General features: G+C 62.4%; 19 protein-coding genes. 5 read left to right on the plus strand and 14 right to left on the minus strand.

Features of this window, described 5'->3' with window-relative positions; all coding sequences use genetic code 11:
* From ACIPO9_RS19030 to mtnA, 8 genes are all read right to left on the minus strand, one after another.
* Nucleotides 1-499: S1 RNA-binding domain-containing protein (locus tag ACIPO9_RS19030; protein ID WP_400783015.1), on the minus strand; the 499-nt coding region annotated here is incomplete at its 3' end.
* Between the two features lie 123 nt (nucleotides 500-622).
* Entirely contained in the window at nucleotides 623-1,312 is a 690-nt protein-coding gene (cmk, locus tag ACIPO9_RS19035; protein ID WP_274132318.1) for a (d)CMP kinase, read from the minus strand.
* Nucleotides 1,309-3,516 carry a bifunctional prephenate dehydrogenase/3-phosphoshikimate 1-carboxyvinyltransferase gene (locus ACIPO9_RS19040; RefSeq protein WP_400783017.1) on the minus strand — a complete coding sequence of 736 codons (2,208 nt, stop codon included), beginning with the start codon at nucleotides 3,514-3,516 and terminating at the stop codon, nucleotides 1,309-1,311. The genes cmk and ACIPO9_RS19040 overlap by 4 nt, the downstream gene beginning before the upstream one ends.
* A 28-nt stretch (nucleotides 3,517-3,544) precedes the next feature.
* Nucleotides 3,545-4,657 (minus strand): histidinol-phosphate transaminase, encoded by a 1,113-nt coding sequence (gene hisC, locus ACIPO9_RS19045; RefSeq protein WP_400782789.1) that lies wholly within the window; start codon nucleotides 4,655-4,657, stop codon nucleotides 3,545-3,547.
* 143 nt (nucleotides 4,658-4,800) lie between these two features.
* Nucleotides 4,801-5,895 (minus strand): prephenate dehydratase, encoded by a 1,095-nt coding sequence (gene pheA / locus ACIPO9_RS19050; RefSeq protein WP_400604167.1) that lies wholly within the window; start codon nucleotides 5,893-5,895, stop codon nucleotides 4,801-4,803.
* The gene (gene serC / locus ACIPO9_RS19055) at nucleotides 5,895-6,980 is read right to left on the minus strand and encodes a 3-phosphoserine/phosphohydroxythreonine transaminase (protein ID WP_274132321.1); all 1,086 of its coding nucleotides are present in this window, start codon (nucleotides 6,978-6,980) and stop codon (nucleotides 5,895-5,897) included. The genes pheA and serC overlap by 1 nt, the downstream gene beginning before the upstream one ends.
* A 118-nt stretch (nucleotides 6,981-7,098) precedes the next feature.
* The gene (gyrA, locus tag ACIPO9_RS19060; RefSeq protein ID WP_274132322.1) at nucleotides 7,099-9,894 is read right to left on the minus strand and encodes a DNA gyrase subunit A; all 2,796 of its coding nucleotides are present in this window, start codon (nucleotides 9,892-9,894) and stop codon (nucleotides 7,099-7,101) included.
* Between the two features lie 304 nt (nucleotides 9,895-10,198).
* Nucleotides 10,199-11,275, minus strand: a complete 1,077-nt coding sequence (gene mtnA, locus ACIPO9_RS19065; protein ID WP_400782792.1) for an S-methyl-5-thioribose-1-phosphate isomerase — start codon at nucleotides 11,273-11,275, stop codon at nucleotides 10,199-10,201.
* Nucleotides 11,276-11,410: 135 nt separating this feature from the next.
* Between mtnA and ACIPO9_RS19070 the strand changes: the two genes are divergently transcribed.
* The 5 genes from ACIPO9_RS19070 (at nucleotide 11,411) to ACIPO9_RS19090 (ending at nucleotide 16,866) form a co-directional block, all read left to right on the plus strand.
* Nucleotides 11,411-12,739, plus strand: coding sequence for a TRZ/ATZ family hydrolase (locus ACIPO9_RS19070; RefSeq protein WP_400782794.1), 1,329 nt, complete (start codon nucleotides 11,411-11,413; stop codon nucleotides 12,737-12,739).
* 83 nt (nucleotides 12,740-12,822) lie between these two features.
* Nucleotides 12,823-13,521, plus strand: coding sequence for a bifunctional 2-polyprenyl-6-hydroxyphenol methylase/3-demethylubiquinol 3-O-methyltransferase UbiG (ubiG, locus tag ACIPO9_RS19075; protein WP_274132325.1), 699 nt, complete (start codon nucleotides 12,823-12,825; stop codon nucleotides 13,519-13,521).
* 3 nt (nucleotides 13,522-13,524) lie between these two features.
* Complete coding sequence (gene mupP, locus ACIPO9_RS19080; RefSeq protein WP_400782796.1) at nucleotides 13,525-14,196, plus strand: N-acetylmuramic acid 6-phosphate phosphatase MupP; 672 nt, start codon at nucleotides 13,525-13,527, stop codon at nucleotides 14,194-14,196.
* Nucleotides 14,197-14,325: 129 nt separating this feature from the next.
* Nucleotides 14,326-15,072, plus strand: a complete 747-nt coding sequence (locus ACIPO9_RS19085) for a YciK family oxidoreductase (RefSeq protein ID WP_274132328.1) — start codon at nucleotides 14,326-14,328, stop codon at nucleotides 15,070-15,072.
* Between the two features lie 867 nt (nucleotides 15,073-15,939).
* Complete coding sequence (locus tag ACIPO9_RS19090; protein ID WP_400782803.1) at nucleotides 15,940-16,866, plus strand: GGDEF domain-containing protein; 927 nt, start codon at nucleotides 15,940-15,942, stop codon at nucleotides 16,864-16,866.
* Between the two features lie 6 nt (nucleotides 16,867-16,872).
* On the opposite strand, the gene ACIPO9_RS19095 is transcribed toward ACIPO9_RS19090, so the two are convergent.
* From ACIPO9_RS19095 to ACIPO9_RS19120, 6 genes are all read right to left on the minus strand, one after another.
* Nucleotides 16,873-17,670, minus strand: coding sequence for a TenA family transcriptional regulator (locus ACIPO9_RS19095; protein WP_400782805.1), 798 nt, complete (start codon nucleotides 17,668-17,670; stop codon nucleotides 16,873-16,875).
* A gap of 36 nt (nucleotides 17,671-17,706) precedes the next feature.
* Nucleotides 17,707-20,172, minus strand: a complete 2,466-nt coding sequence (locus ACIPO9_RS19100) for an EAL domain-containing protein (protein ID WP_400782807.1) — start codon at nucleotides 20,170-20,172, stop codon at nucleotides 17,707-17,709.
* Nucleotides 20,173-20,443: 271 nt separating this feature from the next.
* Complete coding sequence (locus ACIPO9_RS19105) at nucleotides 20,444-22,267, minus strand: ABC transporter ATP-binding protein (protein WP_400783019.1); 1,824 nt, start codon at nucleotides 22,265-22,267, stop codon at nucleotides 20,444-20,446.
* Nucleotides 22,268-22,277: 10 nt separating this feature from the next.
* The gene (locus tag ACIPO9_RS19110) at nucleotides 22,278-22,880 is read right to left on the minus strand and encodes a DsbA family protein (RefSeq protein WP_400783021.1); all 603 of its coding nucleotides are present in this window, start codon (nucleotides 22,878-22,880) and stop codon (nucleotides 22,278-22,280) included.
* Between the two features lie 36 nt (nucleotides 22,881-22,916).
* Complete coding sequence (locus ACIPO9_RS19115; RefSeq protein ID WP_274135407.1) at nucleotides 22,917-23,903, minus strand: rhodanese-related sulfurtransferase; 987 nt, start codon at nucleotides 23,901-23,903, stop codon at nucleotides 22,917-22,919.
* 303 nt (nucleotides 23,904-24,206) lie between these two features.
* Nucleotides 24,207-24,503: a BolA family transcriptional regulator gene (locus ACIPO9_RS19120; protein ID WP_274135406.1), complete on the minus strand. Its 297-nt coding sequence runs from the start codon at nucleotides 24,501-24,503 to the stop codon at nucleotides 24,207-24,209.
* Nucleotides 24,504-24,510: the final 7 nt, after the last annotated feature.

Here is a 24,510-nt window from a genome sequence, read left to right on the forward strand (position 1 = left end):
CAACGGTGGTGCGCTTCTGGTCCCGCGTGCTGACCTTGCATTCCAGCTCTTGGCCTTCCCGGTGCGTGGTGTCGCGCACTGGTCGGACGTCAACCAGAGAACCTGGCAGGAACGCACGGATGCCGTTAACGTCGACAGTGAAGCCGCCTTTAACCTTACCGTTGATAACGCCCTTGACCACTTCTTCAGCTGCGAAAGCCGCTTCCAGAACGATCCAGCACTCAGCACGCTTGGCTTTTTCGCGGGACAGTTTGGTTTCGCCAAAGCCGTCTTCGACCGCGTCCAGCGCAACGTGAACTTCGTCACCGACCTTGATGGTCAGCTCGCCAGCTTCGTTGTAGAACTGCTCGAGCGGGATGACGCCCTCGGACTTCAGGCCAGCGTGTACGGTAACCCAGTCGCCGTCGATATCGACAACCAGACCGGTGATGATGGCACCTGGCTGAAGGTTGAGGGTCTTCAGGCTTTCTTCAAAAAGTTCTGCAAAGCTTTCGCTCATTTTAATTCCTGTTGGATAAGGGCGAAGTAGCCGCCCATCTGCCACGTTCCAGACCACGTGGGTTTCGTTCATATGAAAGAAAGCCTACGGGACTATGACTGGTCTTCCCGTATGGCTTTCTGGTCATCCAGCGAGATCGCGAAGGGCGACTTCACTCAGGATGCGTTCCAGCACCTGCTCGATGGACAATTCGGTGGAATCCAGCTGAATGGCGTCTTGCGCCGGCTTGAGCGGGGCTACCGCTCGCTGGGTGTCGCGTTCATCACGGACACGTATCTCATCTAGCAGACTCGACAGACTAACATCGTCGCCCTTGGCCTTCAACTGCAAATATCGCCGACGAGCACGCTCCTCGGCGCTGGCGGTCAGGAAAACCTTCAGCGGCGCGGCCGGGAACACCACGGTGCCCATGTCGCGGCCGTCGGCGATCAGGCCCGGGAACTCCTGGAATGCCCGCTGGCGCTGCAGCAAGGCTTCACGCACAGCAGGCAGCGAAGCCACTTGCGAGGCGCCGCTGCCGATCTGTTCGTTGCGGATCGCCAGGGTGACGTCTTCACCTTCGAGAATGATGCGCTGACCATGATCGTCGGTCGCCGCCTCGAACTGCACATCCAGATGCGCGGCCAGAAGCTTGAGCGCTTCCTCGTTGGTCAGGTCTACGCCGTGATTGCGGGCAGCGAACGCCAGCAGACGATACAGCGCGCCCGAATCCAGCAGGCACCACCCAAGGCGCTTGGCCAACAGGCCCGCTACCGTCCCTTTCCCGGAACCGCTTGGTCCGTCGATCGTAATGACCGGAGCTTGAACTTTCACGATTGCCCCTCTTGCGCTACACGAATACCCACCTGGCCACACAGGGCCAGGAAATTGGGGAATGAAGTCGCGACGTTGGCGCAGTCCCGAATACGGATCGGGGCCGCTGCGCGCAACGACGCGATACTGAATGCCATGGCAATGCGATGATCGCCGTGCCCATCGACTTCGCCACCACCGAGCGTGCCACCTTCAATGATGAGGCCATCGGCGGTGGGTTCAACCTTGATGCCCAGCACGGTCAGACCGTCGGCCATCGCCTGGATGCGGTCGGACTCCTTGACGCGCAACTCCTGGGCGCCTCGCAACACGGTACGCCCTTCGGCGCAGGCTGCGGCGACGAACAGCACCGGGAACTCGTCGATGGCCAGTGGCACCAGGGCCTCTGGAATCTCGATGCCCTTGAGTCTGGCATGACGAACACGCAGGTCCGCCACAGGCTCGCCACCGACTTCGCGCAGATTCTGCACGGCGATGTCCGCCCCCATCAAACGCAAAATGTCGATCACCCCGGTACGAGTCGGATTGACGCCGACATGCTCAAGCAACAATTCCGAACCCTGGGCGATGGACGCCGCAACCAGGAAGAACGCCGCCGAGGAAATATCCGCCGGGACCTCGATGCGCGATGCCACGAGCGCGCCCCCCGCCTTCACCGAAGCCGTCGCGCCGTTGCCCGCCACCGCATAACCGAAACCGCGCAGCATGCGCTCGGTATGGTCGCGGGTCGGCGCAGGCTCGGTCACGGTGGTGGCGCCATCTGCATAAAGACCGGCCAGCAACAGGCAGGATTTGACCTGGGCGCTGGCCATCGGCATGACGTAACTGATGCCCGACAGAGGCTTGCCGCCACGAATGGTCAGCGGCGGGCGCCCGTCGGCTGCGGTTTCGATGACCGCACCCATCTGGCGCAGCGGCTCGGCCACGCGTTCCATCGGACGCTTGGACAATGAGGCATCGCCAGTGAGCACGCTGTCGAAGCGTTGCGCCGCCAACAGGCCGGCCAGCAAGCGCATCGAGGTACCGGAATTCCCCAGATAAATTGGACCCGGCGCAGGCTTCAGACCATTGAGGCCGACGCCGTGAATCGTCAGGCGCCCATGGTGTGGACCTTCGATGACCACGCCCATGTCGCGGAAGGCCTGCAAGGTCGCCAGGGCATCTTCGCTTTCGAGGAAACCTTCGACTTCGGTCGTGCCTTCGGCCAGCGAGCCGAGCATGATCGAGCGATGGGAAATCGACTTGTCGCCCGGCACGCGAATCTGCCCGCTGACGCTGCCGCCGGGCTGCGCGACAAAGACTTGCTCTTGGGCAGAGGCTTTTTCAACGTAGGCGCGACGGGCCAGAATCTTGCCAAAATGCTCGCGGGCCACCCGGGCGCGGGTGAACACGCCCAACAGTTGGTGACCGTCGCCAGCGTCCACAGCGTCGCGCAGGGCGTCCAGATCGGTGCGGAAGGTGTCCAGGGTACGCAGCACCGCCTCGCGGTTGGCGAGGAAGATGTCGTGCCACATCACAGGATCACTGCCGGCGATGCGGGTGAAATCGCGGAAACCGCCGGCTGCGTAACGGAAGATGTCCAGATTTTCGTTGCGTTTGGCCAGCGAATCCACCAGACCAAACGCCAGCAGGTGCGGCAAGTGACTGGTCGCGGCCAGCACTTCGTCGTGACGCTCGACCTGCATATGCTCGACATCGGCACCCAGCGACGACCACATGCGGTCCACCAGCGCCAGCGCATCAGCATCGGTTTGCGGCAGCGGCGTAAGAATGACCTTGTGCCGACGGAACAGCTGGGCGTTGGAGGCCTCCACCCCGCTCTGCTCGGAACCGGCAATCGGGTGGCCGGGCACGAAACGCGCAGGCATTTCGCCGAAGGCTTCCCTTGCAGCACGCACGACGTTGCCCTTGGCACTGCCCACGTCGGTCAGCACGGCATCGCCCAGGTCGAGCTTGGCCAGAACGCCCAGCAGTTTTTCCATGGCCAGGATCGGCACGGCCAACTGAATGACATCGGCCCCGACGCAGGCTGTAGCAAGATTGTCTTCACAACGGTCGACCACACCCAGTTCGACGGCCAGTTTGCGCGACTGCGGGTCGAGATCGACGCCGACCACTTCGCGACACAGGCCGCTTTCCTTCAAGCCTTTGGCGAACGAGCCCCCGATCAGACCGAGACCGACCACCACCAGGCGGCCGATCATAGGTGCAGCGGATTGCACTGCAATGACATCAACCACGCGCCAGAACCTTGCTCAATGCTTCGAGAAAACGGGTGTTCTCATCCGCAAGGCCGATGCTGACCCGCAGATGGTTCGGCATGCCGTACCCAGCAACCGGGCGCACGATCACGCCTTCACGCAGCAGGCCGTCATAGACTGACGCCGCCTCACGGCCCAGGTCCACGGCAATGAAGTTGGCCTTGGACGGGATCCAGCCCAGCCCCAACTGACGCAGGCCATTTTCCAGTTGCTGCATGCCCGCTTCGTTCAGGAGACGGCTGCGGGTCACGTAATCGGCGTCGTCCAGCGCGGCACAGGCAGCGGCCAGCGCGAGGCTGTTGACGTTGAATGGCTGGCGGACGCGGTTGAGCACGTCGGCCACCGCCGGCGAAGACAGCGCATAGCCGACCCGCAGCGAGGCCAGGCCGTAGGCCTTGGAGAAGGTCCGCGACACCAGCAGGTTCGGGTAATCGGCCAGGAAGTTCAGGCCATCGGGCAACTCGGCGCCTTCGGCGTACTCGATGTAGGCCTCGTCCAGCACCACCAGAACATCCTTGGGCACGTCGGCGAGGAAGTCAGCCAGGGCCTGCGGACCGAACCAGGTGCCGGTAGGGTTGTTCGGGTTGGCGATGAACACCACCCGAGTATTGCCGTCGATGGCCGCCAGCATGGCAGGCAGGTCATGCCCCCAGTCCCTGGCCTTGGCCACGCGCGCGCTGGCGCCCACGGCCTGAGTGACGATTGGATAGATCGCAAAGGCGTGTTCGCTGAACACCGCATTCAAGCCCGGCGCCAGATAGGCCCGCGCGACGATTTCAAGAATGTCGTTGGAACCGTTGCCCAGCGTCACTTGAGCGGGCGTGACGCCGCAACGCACGGACAGCGCCTGCTTGAGGTCGAAGCCGTTGCCGTCAGGGTAGCGGGTCAGCTCGACCAGCGCGTCCTGGATGGCCTGCAACGCCTTGGGGCTGGCGCCCATGGGGTTTTCGTTGCTGGCCAGCTTGATGATGCGCGCCGGATCGATATCCAGCTCACGGGCCAACTCGTCCACCGGCTTGCCGGGAACGTATGGCGAAAGTTTTTGCACGCCAGGCTGTGCCAGCGCGAGGAAGTCGCCGCTCATTTACCGCTTTACCTCTTCTAAAACGCAGATCGATGGTTACCCGGACCGTAGCAGCTCGGCCGGGCGGCGCTCCGCTTGCCGGCGGGGGCGATCTTGAGGACGCCCCCCGCCGGCAAGCCGTGCTGCTACAAGATCAAAACCGTTTAGAGCACGGCCTTTGGATAGGAACCCAGCACCTTGAGGGCCACGGCTTCGCCACTGATCCGCTCCAGCACCGCCTTGATCAGAGGATCACGGTGGTGGCCGACGAAATCGATGAAGAACACGTAGGTCCATTTACCGCTGCGCGAAGGCCGGGTCTCGATACGGGTCAGGTCGATGCCGTTTTCATGGAAAGGCACCAGCAATTCATGCAGCGCGCCAGGCTTGTTGCTCATCGACACGATGATCGACGTCTTGTCGTCGCCGGTCGGTGGCACTTCCTGGTTGCCGATCATCAGGAAACGCGTCGAGTTGTCCGGACGGTCTTCGATCTTTTCGGCAATGCGCGTCAGGCCATACAGGCTTGCGGCCATGTCACCGGCGATGGCCGCCGAGTTCCACTCACCCTTGACCCGCTTGGCCGCCTCGGCGTTGCTGGACACCGCCACGCGCTCGACATTCGGGTAATGGGCGTCCAGCCACTTGCGGCACTGGGCCAGCGACTGGGCGTGGGAGTAGATGCGGCTGATGCTGTCGGTCTTGGTGTTTTCACCCACCAGCAGGTGGTGGTGAATGCGCAGCTCGACCTCGCCGCAGATGACCATGTCATGCTCGAGGAAGCTGTCCAGGGTGTGGTTGACCGCACCCTCGGTGGAGTTTTCCACCGGCACCACGCCGAAATTGACCGCACCGGCGGCCACTTCGCGGAACACTTCGTCGATGGCAGCCATCGGCTTGCTGATGACGGCATGGCCGAAATGCTTGAGTGCCGCAGCCTGGGTGAAGGTGCCTTCAGGGCCCAGGTAAGCGACCTTGAGCGGCTGCTCCAGCGCCAGGCACGACGACATGATTTCGCGGAACAGACGCGCCATCTCTTCGTTGCTCAGCGGGCCACGGTTGCGTTCCATGACGCGCTTGAGCACGGCGGCTTCACGCTCGGGACGGTAGAACACCGGCTCCTCGCCCTCGGCCAGGTTGGCCATCTTGACCCGCGCCACTTCCTGCGCGCAGCGTGCACGCTCGCTGATCAGCTCCAGGACCTTTTCGTCCAGGCTGTCGATGCGAACCCGCAGCGCCTTGAGCTCTTGTTCAGACATCAGCCGTGTTCCTTCTCGAATTCAGCCATGTAGGCCACCAGGGCTTCGACCGCGTCCAGGCCCAGGGCGTTGTAGATCGAGGCGCGCATGCCACCCACCGAACGGTGACCCTTGAGGTTGAGCAGGCCACGGGCGTCGGCGCCGGCCAGGAACGACTTGTCCAGGCGCTCGTCAGCCAGGCGGAACGGTACGTTCATCCACGAACGGGCGTTGTGGCTGATCGGGTTGGTGTAGAAATCGCTGCTGTCGATGAAGCCGTACAGGCGGTCTTTCTTGGCGCGGTTGCGCTGTTCCATGGCCTCGACACCGCCCTGCTCCTTGAGCCATTCGAACACCAGGCCCGAGAGGTACCAGGAGTAGGTCGCCGGGGTGTTGTACATCGAGCCGTTGTCGGCCGAGACCTTGTAGTTGAGCATGGTCGGGCAGCTGCTGCGGGCACGGCCCAGCAGGTCTTCACGCACGATGACCACCACCAGGCCGCTCGGGCCGATGTTCTTCTGCGCACCGGCGTAGATCAGGCCGTACTGCGAAACGTCGATCGGGCGCGAGAGGATGTCCGAAGACATGTCGACCACCAGCGGCACGTCGCCGGTCTCTGGAACCCAGTCGAACTGCAGGCCGCCAATGGTTTCGTTGGAGGCGTAGTGCACGTAGGCGGCGTTCTTGGTCAGCTGCCACTCGTTCTGGCCCGGAATCGCCAGGTAATCGTAAGGCTTGGCGCTGGCAGCAACGTTGATGTTACCGAAGTGGCGCCCTTCCTCGATGGCCTTTTTCGACCAGATACCGGTCTCGATGTAGTCTGCGGTGCCGGTTTCCGGCAGCAGGTTCAGCGGGATCTCGGCGAACTGCTGGCTGGCGCCGCCCTGCAGGAACAGCACCTTGTAGTTGGAGGGGACGGACAGCAAGTCACGCAGGTCCTGCTCGGCCTTTTCGGCAATGGCCACGTAATCGTCGCTGCGATGGCTCATCTCCATCACCGACAAGCCCTTGCCACGCCAGTCCAGCATTTCGGCCTGGGCACGCTGCAGGACTGCTTCAGGAAGCGCGGCGGGACCAGCGCAGAAGTTAAAGGCTCGCTTGCTCATATCCACTCTCGTCAAATCGTTGAATTCGAAACATCCGCAACCACGCGCCCGGCGACGAAGCTGCAGTTCTGGCCAAAGCCAAGAGGGCCCACGAATGGGCCCTCAAATACAACGTCTATCAGTCCTGCGACTCTTCTTCGTCGGCTCCGGCATCGGCTTGCAGGTCGCCGGCAGCGTCGTCGGCGTCAGGGAGGTGAGTGACCTCGCCTTCCAGCACTTCGCCGTCGAAACCTTCTCCCTCGAGCTCATCGCCCTCGACTTCGGAAGGCTCCTGGACACGCTCCAGGCCCACCAGCTTCTCGTCCTTGGCCAGCTTGATCAGGGTCACGCCCTGAGTGTTGCGGCCCAGGCTCGACACTTCGTCGACGCGGGTACGAACCAGGGTGCCCTGATCGGAGATCAGCATGATCTCTTCACCGTCCTGCACCTGAACCGCACCGACCAGACGACCGTTACGCTCGTTGCTGACCATGGCGATCACGCCCTGGCCGCCACGCTTGTACTCAGGGAATTCGGTGATGGCGGTACGTTTGCCATAACCGCGCTCGGACGCAGTGAGGATCTGGCTGCCCTCTTCCGGAATCAGCATGGAGATCAGCTTCTGGCCCTCGGCCAGGCGCATGCCACGCACACCGCGAGCCGTACGGCCCATGGCGCGGACGTCGGATTCCTTGAAGCGGGTGACCTTGCCGCCATCGGAGAACAGCATGATTTCCTGCTCGCCGTCGGTGATGGCGGCGGAAATCAGGATGTCGCCTTCGTCCAGCTCCAGCGCGATCAGACCGACGCTACGCTGACGGCTGAAGGCCACCAGCGGGGTCTTCTTGACCGTACCGTTGGCGGTGGACATGAAGATGAACGGAGCCTTCTTCTTGTCGGCGGCCTTGATGCGCGCGCGGCGCTCTTCTTCGGTCTCGTTGCTGTTCTCGATGTCGTCGACATCGGACTCGACGCCTTCGGCCTCTTCTTCGTCAGCCTGCTTGCGCATGGCTTCCAGATCGACCGGCAGCATGGTGGTGATGTACTCACCTTCGCTGAGCGGCAACAGGTTGACCAGCGGACGACCACGGGCAGCGCGGGACGCTTCCGGAATCTCATAGGTCTTGAGCCAGTAGACCTTGCCTTTGCTGGAGAACATCAACAGCGTGGTGTGGCTGTTGGCGACCAGCAGGTGAGCGATGTAGTCCTCATCCTTGATGCCGGTGGCCGACTTGCCCTTGCCGCCGCGACGCTGGGCCTGGTACACGGCCAGCGGTTGAGTCTTGGCGTAGCCACCGTGGGAGATGGTCACGACGCGCTCTTCTTCCGGGATCATGTCGCCCAGGGTCAGGTCCAGGCGCGCATCGAGAATCTCGGTGCGGCGCACGTCGCCGTATTCGGCACGGATCAGTTCCAGCTCTTCGCGGATGACTTCCATCAGGCGCGTGGAGCTGTTGAGGATGCGGATCAGCTCGCCGATCTGAGTCAGGATTTCCTGGTACTCGGTCAGCAGTTTTTCGTGTTCCAGACCGGTCAGGCGGTGCAGACGCAGTTCCAGGATGGCCTGGGCCTGTTCCGGCGACAGGAAGTACTTGCCGTCACGCAGGCCGTACTGTGGATCGAGGTTTTCCGGACGGGACGACTCGGCGCCTGCGCGCTCGACCATCTCCACCACGGCGCTCGATTCCCACGGTGTGCTGATGAGGCCTTCCTTCGCTTCGGCCGGGGTCGGCGAAGCCTTGATCAGCTCAATGACCGGGTCGATGTTGGACAGGGCAACCGCCTGGCCTTCGAGGATGTGGCCACGCTCGCGAGCCTTGCGCAGTTCGAACACGGTGCGACGGGTGACCACTTCGCGACGGTGACGGATGAAGGCTTCCAGCAGGTCCTTGAGGTTGAGGATCCGCGGACGGCCGTCGATCAGCGCAACGATGTTGATGCCGAACACGCTTTGCAGCTGGGTCTGGGCGTAGAGGTTGTTGAGGATGACCTCAGGCACTTCGCCACGACGCAGCTCGATGACCACGCGCATGCCGTCCTTGTCGGACTCGTCGCGCAGCTCGGTGATGCCTTCGAGCTTCTTCTCCTTGACCAGCTCGGCGATCTTCTCGATCAGGCGCGCCTTGTTCAGCTGGTACGGCAGCTCGGTGATGACGATCTGCTGGCGGCCGCCGACCTTGTCGATGTCTTCGACAGTGGAACGGGCGCGCATGTAGATGCGGCCACGACCGGTCTTGTAGGCTTCGACGATGCCGGCGCGGCCGTTGATGATGCCCGCAGTCGGGAAATCGGGGCCGGGGATGTACTGCATCAGCTCGTCGACGGTCAGGTCGCCGTTGTCGATCAGCGCCAGGCAGCCATCAATGATTTCGCCCAGGTTGTGCGGCGGGATGTTGGTCGCCATGCCCACGGCGATACCGCTGGAACCGTTGACCAGCAGGTTGGGGATACGGGTCGGCATGACCGCCGGGATCTGCTCGGTGCCGTCGTAGTTGGGCACCCAGTCGACGGTTTCCTTGTGCAGGTCCGCCAGCAGCTCGTGGGCCAGCTTGGTCATGCGCACTTCGGTGTATCGCATGGCCGCGGCGTTGTCGCCGTCGACCGAACCGAAGTTGCCCTGGCCGTCTACCAGCAGGTAGCGCAGGGAGAAAGGTTGTGCCATACGCACGATGGTGTCGTAGACAGCGGTGTCGCCATGGGGGTGGTACTTACCGATGACGTCACCGACCACACGGGCGGATTTCTTGTACGGCTTGTTCCAGTCGTTACCCAGTTCGCTCATCGCGTACAGAACACGCCGGTGCACGGGCTTCAAGCCGTCGCGCGCATCGGGCAGAGCACGTCCGACGATGACGCTCATCGCGTAGTCGAGGTAGGACTGTTTCAGCTCGTCTTCGATATTGACCGGGAGGATTTCTTTGGCCAGTTCGCCCATGAGAAGCCTGATTCCTTTTTCTGGTGAAACTTCGCGCATCCATCCGGGATAAACGAAGCTCGCCGCCGCAGGCCTGTGCCTGGGGCGACTTACGACAAATCAGCGAGTTAAGCCATGGATTTGCGCAATGAAGAGGGCCGCAGTGCGCCCTCCTGGAAACCGCCGGATATTACCACAAACGCCGTCAGGCACGAAGTGTTTGAAGCCCTTGAAAGTGAGCCATTTCGCCATTAGGCGCCTGAGAAGGGCTTACAGGGCCCGACAGCCCTCCCCCGGAACGTCGGTAGCACTGACGACAATGGGCTCAATGCAGGCGCTTACGGCACATCAGTTGCGCCATTTTGGCCGTATCGGGACGCTCGACGATGCCTTTCTCGGTCACGATGGCATCGATCAGGTCCGCAGGCGTCACATCGAACACCGGGTTGAAGGCATCGACCTGCGCACCGACCGGGTGGCCGTTGAGCTCCAGCAATTCGCGACCGTCGCGCTCCTCGAGCAGGATGTCCTCGCCGCTGGCCAGGTTCATGTCGATGGTCGAGCTGGGCGCAACCACCATGAAACGCACGCCGTGGTGCATAGCCGCCACCGCCAGGTGATAGGTGCCGATCTTGTTGGCGATGTCGCCATTGGCGGTGATGCGATCCGCGCCGACGATGACCCAGGTGATGCCCTTGGTCTTCATCAGGTGCGCAGCCGCCGAATCCGCCGTCACCGTGACCGGAATGTCTTCGTTTACCAGCTCCCAGGCCGTCAGGCGCGAGCCCTGCAGCCACGGGCGGGTTTCCCCGGCATACACGCGCTCGATCATGCCTTCTATATAAGCTGCGCGGATCACGCCCAGGGCCGTGCCGAAACCGCCGGTGGCCAGCGCGCCGGTGTTGCAATGGGTGAACACGGTCTGCAGGTTGCCCTGATGCTTGCGGATCAGCTCGGCGCCCAACTGGGCCATGGTCAGGTTGGCTTCGCGGTCGCTTTCGTGGATCGCCAGCGCCTCGGCTTCCATGACGGCGCGCGGATCTTCGTGATCCTTGAGGCGATAGAGGCGCTCGCGCATGCGGTTCAGCGCCCAAAAGAGGTTGACGCCGGTAGGCCGGGCGTTGACCAGCAGGTCGAAGTCTTCTTCCAGCGCCATCTGCCAGTCGCCGCCTGCGGCGTAACGCTCGATGACCGCCAGCACCAGGCCATAGGCTGCCGCGATGCCGATGGCCGGCGCGCCGCGCACGACCATGTTGCTGATAGCCTGGGCCACACCGAGGGCCGTGTCACAGGCTTGCCAGGTCTGCTCGTGCGGCAGGACCCGCTGATCCAGAAGGTACAGCGTGCCGTCCCGCCAATCGATGGCCTTCACTTTTTCCGCAGCCAGTAATCGATCGCGCATTGCACACCCCACATATGATTTTGAAATCGAAACACAAGCCAGCAGATGAAAAAAGCCGCGGATTATAGCGAGCCGTCCGTCCGGACGCTCGGGTATACTTCGCCCTCCCCGTAATAAGCCAATGGATGCCGCCCCATGCCCCACTCCGCTGCACCGCTCGACCTGTTGCTGCTGCCAGACTGGCTGGTGCCGGTCGAACCCGCCGGCGTGGTCCTGAAGCAGCACGGTATCGGCATCCGTGACGGCATGATTGTCTACATCGGCCCGAAAGCCGAAGCCTTACGGCAAAATGCCATAGAAGTGCGCGAACTGCCCGGCATGTTGCTCGCCCCGGGCCTGATCAACGCCCACGGCCACGCCGCGATGACCCTGTTCCGGGGGCTTGCGGACGATCTGCCGCTGATGACCTGGCTCAAGGATCATATCTGGCCCGCCGAGGCCAGGTGGGTGGATGAGGATTTCGTTCGCGACGGCACCGACATCGCCATTGCCGAACAGCTCAAGGGCGGCATCACCTGTTTCTCTGACATGTATTTCTTCCCAAAGGTCGCCGCCGAACGCGTGCATAACAGTGGAATGCGCGCCCAGATCACCGTTCCGGTACTGGACTTCCCGATTCCCGGCGCGCGCAACGCCGATGAATCGCTGCACATCGGCGTCGAACTGTTCAACGATCTGGCGCACCACGAGCGCATTTCCATCGCCATGGGCCCGCACGCGCCGTACACCGTCAGTGACGAGAACCTGGAGAAGATCCGGGTGATTGCCGACGAGCTGGACGCGATGATTCACATGCATGTCCATGAAACCGCCTTTGAAGTGCACGACGCCGTGCAACAGTGCCAGGAACGCCCCCTCGCCCGCCTTCAGCGCCTGGGCTTGCTGGGGCCGCGTTTCCAGGCCGTGCACATGACCCAGATCAGCGACGAAGACCTGGCGATACTGGTGGAAAGCAACTCCAGCGTGATTCACTGTCCCGAGTCGAACCTCAAGCTGGCCAGCGGTTTCTGCCCCGTGGAGCGCCTGTGGCAGGCCGGGGTCAACGTGGCGGTGGGCACCGACGGCGCCGCCAGCAACAATGACCTGGACCTGCTGGGCGAAACACGCACCGCAGCCTTGCTGGCCAAGGCCGTCGCAGGCTCGGCCACTGCCCTGGACGCCCATCGCGCCCTGCGCATGGCCACGCTCAATGGCGCCCGGGCGCTGGGCATCGAAGCCGTCACAGGGTCCCTGCAACTGGGCAAGGCTGCCGACATGGTCGCGTTCGACCTGTCGGGCCTGGCGCGGCAGCCGATCTACGACCCGGTGTCACAACTCATTTACGCCAGCGGCCGGGACTGTGTCAGTCACGTCTGGGTCGCGGGCAAGCAACTCCTGCAGGACAAGCGCCTGACGCGCATGGATGAACAGGCCCTGACCCGAACCGCCCGGGCCTGGGGCAATCGCATCGCCGCCAGCACCTGAACCGAACAGCATCGTCACATTGCCGCGCGATCATGGCCAGCCCCATGACCGGCCACCGAAATTCAAGTTTAGAGGGATCACACATGAGCAACGTCGACCACGCCGAAATCGCCAAATTCGAAGCCCTGGCCCATCGCTGGTGGGATCGCAACAGCGAGTTCAAGCCGCTGCACGACATCAACCCGCTGCGGGTGAACTGGATTGACGAGCGCGTCAGCCTGGCCGGCAAGAAGGTGCTGGACGTCGGCTGCGGCGGCGGCATCCTCAGCGAGGCCATGGCCTTGCGCGGCGCGACGGTGACCGGCATCGACATGGGCGAGGCGCCGCTGGCCGTGGCCCAGCTGCACCAGCTCGAATCCGGGGTGAGTGTGGAATACCGGCAGATCACCGCCGAGGCTCTGGCCGAAGAAATGCCCGAGCAGTTCGACGTGGTCACTTGCCTGGAGATGCTTGAGCACGTGCCTGACCCGTCCTCGGTGATCCGCGCCTGCTACCGCATGGTCAAGCCGGGCGGCCAGGTGTTTTTCTCCACCATCAACCGCAACCCGAAGGCGTACCTGTTCGCCATCATCGGCGCCGAATACATCATGAACCTGCTGCCGCGCGGCACCCATGACTTCAAGAAATTCATCCGCCCGTCCGAGCTGGGGGCGTGGAGCCGCCAGGCCGGGCTCGAGGTCAAGGACATCATCGGCCTGACCTACAACCCGTTGACCAAGCACTACAAGCTGGCCTCCGACGTCGACGTCAACTACATGATCCAGACGCTCAAGGGGGCCTGAGTCATGCGCTTGAGGGCAGTTCTTTTCGACATGGACGGCACGCTGCTCGACACCGCGCCGGATTTCATCGCCATCTGCCAGGCCATGCTGGCCGAGCGTGGCTTCCCGCCCATCGATGACAAACTGATCCGTGACGAGATTTCCGGCGGCGCCAAGGCCATGGTCTCGGCGGCATTTGCCATGTCGCCAAACGAGGCGGAATTCGAGGCCCTGCGCCAGGAGTTCCTGGAGCGTTATCAGCAGGACTGCGCCGTTCACAGCAAGCTCTTCGAGGGCATGGAAGCGCTGCTGGAGGACATCGAGAAGGCGAAGCTGGTCTGGGGGGTGGTGACCAACAAGCCGGTGCGTTACGCCCAGCCCATCATGGAGCAGCTTGGGCTGGACACGCGCTCAGCCGTGCTGATCTGCCCGGACCACGTGACCAAAAGCAAGCCGGACCCCGAGCCACTGCTGCTGGCCTGCAAGATGCTCGACCTGGACCCGGCCAGCGTGCTGTTCGTCGGCGATGACCTGCGGGATATCGAATCCGGCCGCGATGCCGGCACTCGCACCGCCGCCGTGCGCTACGGCTATATTCATCCCCACGACAACCCCAATCACTGGGGCGCCGACGTGGTGGTGGATCACCCGCTGGAATTGCGCCGGGTGCTCGATAACGCGCTGTGCAGTTGCTGAATGCAACGCCTGTAGGAGCGCGCTTGCCCGCGATGACGGTATCCCTGTGACATCGGTGGTGGCTGACCCCACGCCATCGCGGGCAAGCGCGCTCCTACAGAGACTGTTCAAGAACTGAAGAGGCTCACAATGTTCAACTACTCCGCCCGCCCCGAACTGCTCAAGGATCGCGTCATCCTGGTGACCGGCGCAGGCCGCGGCATTGGCGCCGCAGCCGCCAGAACCTACGCCGCCCACGGCGCAACCGTGCTGCTGCTCGGCAAGACCGAAGCCAGCCTGTCCGCGCTCTACGATGAGATCGAAGCCGCCGGGCACCCGCAACCGGTGGTGATTCCGTTCAACCTGGAAACCGCCCTGCCCCACCAGTACGATGAACTGGCAGCGATGATCGAAGCCGAGTTCGGCCGCCTGGACGGGCTGCTGCACAACGCCTCGATCATCGGCCCGCGCACCCCGATCGAACAGTTGTCGGGCGAGAACTTCATGCGCGTGATGCACATCAACGTCAACGCGACCTTCATGCTCACCGCAACCCTTCTGCCACTGCTCAAGCTGTCGGCGGACGCCTCGGTGGTGTTCACCTCCAGCAGCGTCGGCCGCAAGGGCCGGGCCTACTGGGGCGCCTACGGCGTGTCGAAATTCGCCACCGAAGGCCTGATGCAGACCCTGGCCGACGAACTCGAAGACGTCGCCTCGGTACGCGCCAACAGCATCAACCCCGGCGCCACCCGAACCGACATGCGCGCCCAGGCGTACCCGGCGGAAAACCCGCTGAACAACCCGACACCCGAAGAAATCATGCCGGTCTACCTCTACCTGATGGGCCCCGACAGCAGCGGCATCAACGGCCAGGCATTCGACGCCCAGAAAAAATGACCACAACCCCGTAGCAGCACGGCTTGCCGGCGGGGGCGTCTTCAAGATCGCCGACGCCGGCAAGCCGTGCTGCTACGGGTGTGGCTGACCTCAACCCTGTAGGAGCGCGCTTGCCCGCGATGGCGTACTCAAGATCGCCGACGCCGGCAAGCCGGACTGCTACGGGTGTGGCTGACCTCAACCCTGTAGGAGTGAGCTTGCTCGCGATGGCGTTCTCAAGATCGCCCCCGCCGGCAAGCCGTGCTGCTACGGTTCGGTGGTGAGCTTTTGATCTTCGTGCGCGATGGCACAGGCGCCGCAGAGCGCGACGTCAAGGCGCCAGGCCGAGCGCAGGTGTCGTGGAGGGGGATGAGCGGCAGGAAGCCGCGAAAGCCGTGCGGGCCAGGGACGGCCCATCATGGCGTGCCCCCGGAACGGCGCCGGAGTCGAGGGAAGTCCGAAGGACCCCAGCCTGTCGCAATGGCTTTGCCTACTTTCCCCGTAAGGAAAGTAGGTCGCCCGTAAGGGGCGAAACCCTAACCCCCAACCACCGCGAAAACGGATATACACACAACAACGGCGTCACCCAAAGACGCGGAGCGTCAAGACAGCCGTCACCACGCGGAGCGTGGGAACGATCAACCAACGATCAACCAGGCCGTGCACAGAACCAAGCCTCCCGTCCCCTCGGCGGTTTTCCGTCGCTTCTTTGTAGCCCCTTGGCCTGCAAAACGGTACGTTAGTCAATTCCAAGGCACCACCCGCCACCGATCACTCACCTGCGTGCGCTAACTGCTTGATTCTTATGACCATCCATTCAAATGACCAAGTTGGCACATCTTTCGCTTTGTCCTACACAAGCCCGATGAGAGGCGAAGGAGCGAAAACATGAGTTTTCCGACACGGGCCAATGCCTTTGAATTCGACACCGCACGACTGCAGCGCTTTGGCTTCGCCAAGGCTGACAGCTGCGCGCAACAACCCATGGACTTCGAGCAACTGCAGCGCAGACTCGGCCTGCACCTGCAGACCAGCCTGGAAGCCGAAAAGATCCTGGGGATGTTCTTCAACTACGTACAACACCTGATCCCGCTCAGAGCCCTGCACTACCAGCACGCCGGCACCGACCTGAAACTGGAACTGGGCGAGCGCTCGCGCCACCACGCCAGCTACTCGATGACCCACGAAGGCGTGCAAGTCGGCGAACTGGAGTTCCAGCGTGACCGACGCTTCAGCGAAGAAGAGCTTTCACAGCTCGAATCCCTGCTGGTCAGCCTGCTGTACCCGCTTCGCAACGCCCTGCTTTACCGTCAGGCGAACCTCAGCGCACTGCGCGATCCCCTGACCGGCGCGGGCAATCGCATCGCGATGGAACAGTCCCTGACCCGGGAAATCGAAATTGCCCGACGCCAGCAGCAGCCGCTATCGGTGCTGATGCTCGACATCGATCATTTCAAAAGCATCAATGACACCCACGGCCATGCCACGGGCGATGAAGTACTGCGGATGGTGGCCGATTCGATCAAGGATCGTTTGCGCAACATCGACCAGGTGTTCAGGTTTGGCGGTGAGGAATTTCTGATCGTGCTGACCAACACGGCACGGGACTCGGCCGCACTCGTCGGCGAGCGCCTGCGCAATGCGGCACTGCAGCTCACCTATCCGGTCAACGGACGGGCGGTGGAACTGACCGTCAGCCTCGGTTGCTCGACGCTGCTGCCGGGGGAATCCCCCGACAGCCTGTTGCGTCGTGCCGATTCGGCCCTGTACGCCGCCAAGCGCCAGGGCCGCAACCGTCTGGAAATGGCCGGCTGAGCGAACTCAGGCGCGAGCCGCGAACCGATGCTCGCGCAGCGGTGCGTTGGCTTCCTGAGGCCGCTCCAGAACCATGCAGCGTTCCAGAAACAGATACATGTACTCGTAACTCTTGCACACCGCCATTCGCAGGTCAGCCTGCAGCTGCTCGCTGGGGTTGTTGCCCGCCAGCGTGCAGATGATTTCCAGGGCTTCCCAGGGGTGCGAGTCATCGTACTGCGCATGCATCTTGAGCCACTTCATGGCGCGCTTGCGGATATCCGGCGGGAACATGTCCGCGTATGTCTCTTGCGAGCACACGACTGCCGACCATTCGCCGGTCGCCCCTTCAATGGCGTAGTTGGTGGCTGCGATGGCGACGACCAGAGGCTCCGACGAACAACTGTGCCAGCACCAGTGATTCAGTGCGTGCAACTCTGACGGTACCCGCTGCGCCTGCAGGTCTTCCAGCGTGACCCCATGGGCCGCGCTCCAGTTTACCCAGTAATCGGCATGATTGAGTTCTACCCGAATGTTGCGCATCAGCCAGCGACGCGCCATGTCTTCACCCGGATGACGGGCGAAACGGGTCTTGGTCAGGTTATGCGCCATATAGACTGCAAACTGTTCGACCACAGGCCATCCGCCAATCAGATACTGGCGCATGGTTTTGGAACTGAGTCGCCCATCACGCATACGTTGATACAGTTCATGCCCTACCACGCGTGCTTTGGCCTCACTGCAATCCTTGATCAATTGCTGTGCCCAAGCGGGGTAACTGCTGGCATCCATCAGCGGACCGGTTCTTATGAACATATCGATCACTGTGTAGCTCCTTAAGTTGTGTTGCCATGGGGCCGTTCAGCGAAAAGTCCCAGGTGCGCTGAACAGCATTGGGGTCTGCCTCGCGGGCCGTGCGTGCAGACATTCACAGGTGAATAATTGCGGTCGCTCGATAACGTACCCCTGAGCGTAGTCCACACCGATTTCCAATAACGCCTGCTCTATCTGGGGGCTTTCGACGAACTCGGCGATCGTCTGTTTGCCCATGACGTGCCCGATATGGTTGATCACTTCCACCATTGCCCGGTTGACCGGGTCGTCGAGCATGTCTTTGACGAAACTGCCGTCAATCTTGAGGAAATCCACAGGCAAGTGTTTCAAGTAAGCGAATGACGACATGCCTGCACAGAAGTCATCCAGTGAAAAGCGGCATCCCAGACTTTTGAGTTCGTTGATGAAACGAATGGCGCTGCCCAAATTGGCGATCGCACTGGTTTCGGTGATCTCGAAACAGATAAGTTCAGGAGGTATTGCGTAGATTTGGAACTGCTGTCGCAAATATTCGAGAAAAGCATCGTCGCCGATGCTGCTGCCCGACAGATTGATCGCACAGACCGCCAGCGGCCCTGGTGCGTGGTTGTCGTTCAGGCAGTCGGCAATGATCTTGAAGACGTTCTGCACCACCCAGCGGTCCAGGGTCGTCATCATCCCGTAGCGCTCGGCGGCGGGGATGAAACTGTCGGGCAGGATCAGCCGGCCGGACTCGTCGCGCAGGCGCAGCAGGATTTCCACATGCCCATGGTGTTTCTCCGGATCGCGGCCCAGCGAGGCGATTTCCTGGGAGTACAGGCAGAAGCGGTTGTCTTCCAGGGCCATGTGCAGGCGCTGGATCCAGGCCATTTCGCCGAAGCGGGTGGACAGTTCCGAGTCGTTGTCGTGATAGACCTGCACCCGGTTGCGGCCCTTCTCCTTGGCCATGTAGCAGGCCATGTCGGCGGCCCGCAGCGAGGCCTCCAGGGTGGTGGGCGATGTGGAAACGTGCACCAGGCCGATACTGACGGTGGTCACGAACGGCCTTCCCTTCCAGACGAAATGCAGGGTTTCGACGGTCTGGCGCAAGCCTTCGGCGATCTTCTCCGCAGCCTCGGGCGAGCAGTGCTCCAGCAGGATGCCGAACTCGTCGCCCCCCAGCCGCGCCAGGGTGTCGCCCTCGCGAATACCCTGCTGCAACAGGGCGCAGATGTGCCGCAGCAGCTCATCGCCTGCGGCATGCCCACTGGTGTCGTTGACCAGCTTGAACTGGTCCAGATCCAGGAACATCACCGCATGGCGTCCTGGCTGATGGCCAAGGCCGTTGAGCGCCAGCTCCAGCCGATACTCGAATTCCCGGCGGTTGGCCAGACCTGTCAGCGCATCATGGGTCGCCTGCCATGACAGGTTGGCGATGTACTGGCGCTCCTGGGTCATATCGTGCAACACCAGCACCGCGCCACTGACCTTGCCTTCGGTGCGGATCGGCGATCCCACCAGGGCCACCGACACCGTACTGCCGTCCAGGCGCTGGATCAGCTTGGAATTCTCGCTGCCGCCACCCAGCTTGCCGCTCAGCACATGTTCGATCAGGGTCGAGCTGTCGCGCTGGTCGTTCTCGTCCAGCAGATTGAACAGCGCCGCCAGCGGCAGGCCGGACGCCTGCTCGTTCTTCCAGTGGGTCATCTGCTCGGCGGCCGGGTTCATGTAGGCAATCGAGCCGTCGACATCGGTGGTGATCACGCCGTCCCCGATGGATTCCAGGGTGATCTGCGCCCGCTCCTTCTCCATTTGCAGGGCGGTAGCGAAGGCGTGACGCTGCTCCAGTAATTTATGGGTACGCAGCAGCGCCAGGATGATCAGCAGCACGGCGGTGGTCAGGTTGACCACCAACAGAATCCGCAGAATGACGCGCGAGCCTTCGCCCAATGCATCGCTGAACGCCATGGCCGCCGGCGTCACCCCTTCGTTGATGGCGTTGATTCGCTGCCGCCAGCCCAGCACGTCGCCATTGGTGGCGCTGCCGTCGAGGATCCGCTTGTGCATGTCCCGGGCGACTTCGTCGAGCTGCACCAGGTAGTTGTCACCGATCTTCCACAGGTCGATGGCCTTTTCCAGGTAGCTGAAATGACGGAAATTGAGGTAGAGCCAGATGATGCCCCGCGCATCGTCGGGATGGTTACCACCCTGCAGGATGCCCGCAGTGGCGCGTGGAATGTCCGGGACCTGCTGATCCATGGCGATGCGCAGGTCATGGCCACCCTGAGGGATGGCAATCGCCTGCTGGTACTTCAGGTAGTCGATCTCGTCGCGGCTGTTGGCGTACAGATTCAGATAATAAATAGCGTCTTTCTGGCCTTTGGACCAGAGGCTTTCCCCGCCTACGTAACTGCGCACGGCCGACATCATATAAAGGCTGATGCAACCCAGCAGTGCCTGTAACAGCACCACCGCGATAAACGGCCAGACGATGCCGAGAAGACGAGGCTTCTCGAGAATCCGCTTTTGCTTCATGGTGTCCCTTTCATCAGCACTGCCAGTACTCGCTCCCCAAGCGCAGGCGACCTTCCTGGCCTATAGGGACTCGGCTAATTTCCACGATGCAGCGGGTTGCTTCTCACACCTTGTACACGACCTTGAGTGTTAATACGGGAAAGTCGAGACGTAAATATGACGCTTTTCACAGAATCCGGTATTTCACGGCTCAAGCATAGCCCAAGAATTGACGTGTTCCACTGGCGAAACGCCATTTAGGGGTTGTCGCGAAAAAAACCGACAAGCTGTATCAGAGTTGTTGCAGATGCCCGTAGAGGCGCGCGTACAGGCCACCGTCAGCAATCAGTTGCTGGTGATCGCCATCCTCGGCAATGCTGCCGCCGTCGAACACCAGCACCCGGTCAGCCTGCTTCACCGCCGACAGACGGTGGGCGATGATGAGTGTGGTCCGGCCCGTGAGAAACCGGTTCAGGGCCTGGTGCAGGTTGTACTCGGTGGCGGCGTCCAGCGCCGAGGTGGCCTCGTCGAGAATCACCACCCGAGGATCGGCCAGGACCATGCGCGCGATTGCCAGCCGCTGGCGCTGGCCTCCTGACAGGCGCACGCCAGAACGCCCCACCACACTGTCCAGCCCTTGCGGCAAGGCGCGGATGGTGGCGTCCAGTTGCGCGATTTCCAGTGCCTGCCAGCAGGCCTCGTCACTGCGCTCGCGGCCCATCGACAGGTTGGCGCGCACCGTATCGTTGAACAATGCCGGGTGTTGCAGCACCACCGCGACATTTTCACGAACCGTTTCCAGGCCGATCTCTTCGAGGGTCGCGCCGCCGAAGCGGATGCTGCCCGCCTTGGGGCTGTACAGCCCGAGCAGCAGTTGCACGAGGGTGCTCTTGCCGCCGCCGCTGGCGCCGACGATGGCGACTTTCTCGCCCGGCGTGATCGACAGGTCAAGGTGATCGAGCACCGGCTCTTCGTTGTAGCCGAAGCACAGGCCGCGTACATCGATGCCGACGGTTTCGCGGCCCAGAAACGGGTTGAGACGGCCTTCATATTGCGGCTCGTCGGCGCGGGCCAGCAGCTCATTGATACGGGTCAGCGCGCCGCCGGCCGCATAGAAGGCGTATTGCAGGTTCAACAGCTGCTCCACCGGGCCGATCATGAACCACAGGTAGCTGAACACTGCGAGCATGTGGCCGATGGACAGGTCGGAGAACAGCACCGTGAGCATCGCCGCCGCGCGGAAGATATCGATGCCGAACTGGAACAGCAGCCCGCTGGCACGGCCCGACGCGTCACTCTTCCACTGCGAAGCCACGGCGTAGTCGCGCACCTCTTTGGCACGCCCGCCGAGCAGCCCCAGAAAGTAACCCTGACGATTGCCCGCGCGGATTTCCTGAATGGCGTCCAGGGTTTCGGTCAGCGCCTGGGTAAAACGCGAAGTGCTGTCGTTTTCCAGCTTCTTCAGGTGTTTGACTCGCTTGCCCAGCTTGACCGTGGCGTAGATCACCAGCGGGTTGAACAGCAGGATCAGCAGCGCCAGTTGCCAGTGCATCCACACCAGGATCGCGGCGGTGCCGGTCAGCGTAAGCATGGCGACCAGGAATTTGCTCAGGGTCTCGCCGACAAACTTGTCCAGCGTGTCCAGGTCGGTGACCAGGTGGGCGGTCACCGTGCCGCTGCCCAGGCTTTCGTATTCACCCAGCGAGATGCGCTTGAGCCGTTCGATGAGCCGGACACGGATGCGATAGACGATGTCCTTGGACAGCCCGGCGAACAGCCGCGCCTGAATCACGTTGAAGAGCAAGGCGCCCAGGCGCAGGCACAAGGTGGCCATCAGCATCAGGGCGATGTAGCCCACCGGCTTGTGCAGGCTTTCGGGCAGAAAGTGGTTCATGAACAGCAATGCCGCATCGCCCTTGCCCAGCAGCACTTCGTCGACCAGCAACGGCAGCAGCAACGGGATCGGCACCGAACACAGCACCGCGAGGAACGCGACGCCATTGGCGATCCACAGGGCTTTCTTGTGGGTCAGGGCCAGACGGCGGATTTGCGTCCAGTCCAGGCGATCGACATGGGCAAGGTGGTCGTCGGCAGCGCGTTTGCCCGGGGTTTCGATGTCGACGGAATCACGCACAGGCCGCGCGCTCCAGCCAGCGGCTGAGCAACGGCGCGAGTTCTTCCAGAGGCTGATAGCCGTTGGTCAGCAGGGCCAGTTGGCCGTTGCGCTCGGCAAGCAAGGTCGGAAAGCCGGCGATGCCCAGGTCCTGGACCCAGGAGAAGTCCGAAGCAGTGGCCGCGTGCTGCTCGGGGCTGTCGAACGCCTCGGCGAACTCGATGCGCGGCAAGCCTGCGCGCTCGGCCAGTTCGGCCAGCACCTGGGCCTGGGTCACGTCGCGGCCATGCAGGTAGAACGCCTGCTGGATTTCCCGGACCAGCTTCCAGGCGATGTCCGGCGCCAGGCTGCGCGCGGCCACGATGGCACGGCAGGCAGGCTCGGTGTCGTAGACGAAACCGTCCGGCAAAGCATCTTCGAACTTGAACGCCTGGCCTGTGGTGTCCTGCACCGCGTGCCAGTGTTCGAGAATGTAGCGTTTGGTGGAAGGCTCGAGCGCCGCGCCACTGCCGGTGCGCAAACCGCCCACCACCAGGTGCAGCTCGACGCCCGCCGCCCTCGCCTGCTCGACCAGTGCATCCGCCACCGGGGCGAATCCCCAGCACCAGGAACACATCGGGTCCATTACATAAAGCAGGCGGGCGTTCATGGTTCAGGCCTCGTGGGTGTGCGTGTCGGTGTCAGCCTGCTCGTTCTTCTGGCCATCGAGCAGACGGTAGTTGCGCCCGATCGGATGCGGCTGGTTGCGCTCCCTGGCCAGTTCGATCTGCTTCTGGCGATCGATGGCGCTGCGGCGGGTCTTCTCGCTCAGCGTCTCCCAGCAATGCGGGCAGCTGACACCCGGCGAGTAGTGCTCGCTGGCGCGGTCTTCAACGCTGATCGGCGTGCGGCATGCATGACATTGATCGTAGTCGCCTTCGGTGAGGTCGTGGCGCACGGTCACGCGATTGTCGAACACGAAGCAGTCGCCACGCCACTGGCTTTCTTCCTGGGGGACTTCTTCGAGGTATTTGAGAATGCCGCCCTTGAGGTGATACACCTCCTCGAAACCCTCGCCGAGCATGTAGCTCGAGGCTTTTTCGCAGCGAATCCCGCCGGTGCAGAACATCGCCACTTTCTTGTGTTTCGACGGGTCGAAGTTGGCCTTGATGTAGTCAGGGAACTCGCGGAAGGTCGTGGTCTTCGGGTCGATGGCGCCTTCGAAGGTGCCGATGGACACTTCGTAGTCGTTGCGGGTGTCGATCAGCAGCACTTCGGGGTCAGTGATCAGGGCGTTCCAGTCCTGAGGCTCGACGTAGGTGCCGACCTTTTTGTTCGGGTCCACGCCCGGCACGCCCAGGGTGACGATCTCTTTCTTGAGCTTGACCTTGGTGCGGTAGAACGGCTGCTCGTCGCAGTACGATTCCTTGTGATCGATGTCGATCATGCGCGGGTCGTTGCGCAGCCACGCCAGCAGGCCGTCGATGCCCTCGCGAGTGCCTGAAACGGTACCGTTGATGCCCTCTTCGGCGATCAGCAGCGTGCCCTTGATGCCGTTTTCGACCATGGCCTCAAGCAGCGGCTCGCGCAGCTCGACGTAGTCCGAAAGGGTGACGAATTTGTACAGCGCCGCGACAACGATGGGTGCGGTTTGGGTCATGTTGCGTCTCCAGGTGGTGACCCTCGCAAAGGGCCTACCGGATGAAAATTTCAGGTAAAAGCGTGCCGACCAGGCAACGCGGCGCGGATTCTAGCAAAAATCGGCGGGGTGCAGGCGGGCCGGTGTCGAATTCGCTACGGCATCGGCCTGTAGGAGCGCGCTTGCCCGCGATGGCGGGGTGTCAGTCAACAACGATGGCGCAGGCAGATCGCGTCGCGGGCAAGCGCGCTCCTACAGGGGTTACGCGATCCTGTAGGAGTGAGCTTGCTCGCGATCAGGGCAACATCATTCCCGGGCGGGAATTCAGTCATGCCCCCCGGCGCAGGTCGGCGAAGCAGGCGCTGCGCCCAGTTTCGCCCACTCGTCCGGGGTATAGGTGTGCAGCGCCAGGGCATGGAACTCACCCATCAGGCCACCGAGCAGGCCATAGACCTTCTGGTGGCGCTTGACGGCGTTGAGGCCGGCGAATTGCTCGCTGACCACCACGGCCTTGTAGTGAGTATCCGTGCCGCGACTGTGCATGTGGCTTTCATTGAGCACCTGCAGGTACTCGGGCTGAAAGACCGCCAACGCGGATTCGATACGCTGTTGCATGCTCATGTCAGGC

Source organism: Pseudomonas sp. NPDC090203 (assembly GCF_044746765.1).
Taxonomy (GTDB): Bacteria; Pseudomonadota; Gammaproteobacteria; order Pseudomonadales; family Pseudomonadaceae; genus Aquipseudomonas; species Aquipseudomonas putida_AD.